We start from the raw sequence: 2,187 nt of genomic DNA, 5'->3' as shown, positions 1-2,187 counted from the left end.
GTAATTTTTTCTTATCAGTTTTTTGGATAAGAGTCATAGGCATTTCATTTACAAAATAAATTTTCTTCGGTATAGCATATTTAGGGAGATTTCTAGTAAGATAGTTTAAAACAGACTTCTCGTCCAAATGTTTACCATCCTTTAGTTTTATAAAAACTATTACCCTCTCGCTTCCTTTTCTTTCTTTATCGGGAATTCCTACTGTAGCAGCAATCTCTACCTCATCTAATTGGTATAAAATTCTGTCAACCTCTAGCGAATACACCTTAAAACCTGAAACATTTATCATATCCTTTACTCTGTCAACAACGTAAAAATAACCATTATCATCTATTTCTACTACATCCCCAGTTTTTACAAACCCATCTTTTTCAACACCAGAACCTACATCCGGATAATATCCTAGCATCCTTTGAGGCCCATTCAAAAACATTTCAGCTCTACTACCCTTTAATATCTCACAGGTAGAAACTTCTTTGCCATTTGTATCTCTAAATTTGACCTCTACATCAGGAAGTGGTATTCCAATTGTCTTTCTTCTCTCATTTTTTGACAAGCTTTTAAATCTTTTTGAGACCTTTATCATAAAACCCAAAATACTTGTAAATATCTTTCCAAAGGTTTTTGTACCAAATAATCTTATAATTTTATTTAACAGAATATAAATAAAAGAAAATTTAGTGCTCAAATTTATTAAATAAACTATTCTTTTACCGCCTAGTATTCTATATAAAAAAGATACATTAAAATGTGTAACTGGTGACATCTCTGATAAGCCGTATCCTTCCATAATTCCAAAACCCTTCACATCTGCAAATGCTTGTGTTTCAGTTGGTAAGGGAGCAGATCCTGAAATACCTATAATACCAGAAGTATTAACATTTTCATTTACAATCTTAAGATATTGTGTTGGTACACCAAACTGTAAAACAGGTCTGTAAATTTTAATCATTTTAGCCATGTAATCAACATCACGTGGATCATTAACTAAAATAATATCAAAACCTAATAACATCATTGAATGCATTACAATATGTCCGTAAGAATGAAAAAAAGGTATTCCTACTAATACTGCTATAGCTCCCTTCATTAGGAGCAAGGGTGCTTTACCATAGATATTACATATCTGTATAACATTACTATATATATTGTAATGAGATAGCATACATCCTTTTAGCTCACCAGTAGTTCCTCCAGTGTATAATAAAGTTTCTATATCACTTCTTGGATTGATTTCTATATATTTTTCAATCACATTATAATTGTTAATTAATTTATCCATAAATATTACTTTTTCATTTCCACAATTAAAGTATTTATCTATAATTATATGTTTAAAACTATATTTACGTACTATATCTTGTAAATTTTTATAATAATAATTAGAACATATAATTCCATCAGGATTACATTTCTTAATCTTTTTTTCTATACCCTCTATAGGCTCAATCTCGCTTAGAGGAACATGAATTAATCCTGCTTGTGAAATTGCATAATCTGCAATAATAAATTCAATAGATATCGGCAAAATAGTTGCAATTAAATTATTTTTAACAAAACCTATATCTAATAATGCATTAGCAAATCTATTGCTATACTCTTTAATAATAGGATAATTATATTTAATCCCCTTATCAATAACACCATTTTTAGGATATTTAGATGATGATTTAATTAATATATCATAAACAGGTTTTTCTGGATAGGGGTATAATGAGTTTTTTATTCCCAAAATTTTATATTCATTAAACCAAGGATATTTACCCCTCACACCACCACCTAACTACAATAAATAAATGCCCTGGCAGCACCTATTTTCCCAGGGTTTGGATGACCCAAGTATCGTCGGTGTCTAGGGGCTTAACTTCCGTGTTCGGAATGGGAACGGGTGTTTCCCCCTAAACTCGCCACCAGGGCAAAGATTAAATATATATAAAACATAGAGGGTGATAAGAGTAAGGTTAAGCCGATCGGTTTATTAGTACTGGTTAGCTCAATCCGTTACCGGACTTACACACCCAGCCTATCTACCTTGTAGTCTCCAAGAAACCTTCAGGGAGGCCTAGTCTTGGGGTTGGCTTCCCGCTTAGATGCTTTCAGCGGTTATCCATTCCGAACATAGCTACCGGACTATGCCACTGGCGTGACAATCCGCGCACTAGAGGTTCGTCCATCCCGGTCCTCTCG

At 32.6% G+C, this 2,187-nt stretch carries 1 protein-coding gene and 2 rRNA genes; all 3 read right to left on the bottom strand.

Going from position 1 to position 2,187, the window contains the following annotated elements; translation table 11 throughout:
- Positions 1–1,771, bottom strand: a 1,771-nt coding sequence (locus SVN78_10445) for an AMP-binding protein (protein ID MDY6822024.1), incomplete at its 3' end; no start/stop codon positions are given.
- 28 nt (positions 1,772–1,799) lie between these two features.
- Positions 1,800–1,915 (bottom strand): 5S ribosomal RNA (rrf, locus tag SVN78_10440).
- Positions 1,916–1,957: 42 nt separating this feature from the next.
- Positions 1,958–2,187 (bottom strand): 23S ribosomal RNA (locus tag SVN78_10435); the annotation flags it as partial.

Source organism: Deferribacterota bacterium, assembly GCA_034189185.1.
In the GTDB taxonomy this organism is placed as follows: domain Bacteria; phylum Chrysiogenota; class Deferribacteres; order Deferribacterales; family UBA228; genus UBA228.
The sequence above is the reverse complement of the archived record's forward strand: the minus strand, read 5'-3'. Positions and strand labels throughout refer to the sequence as shown.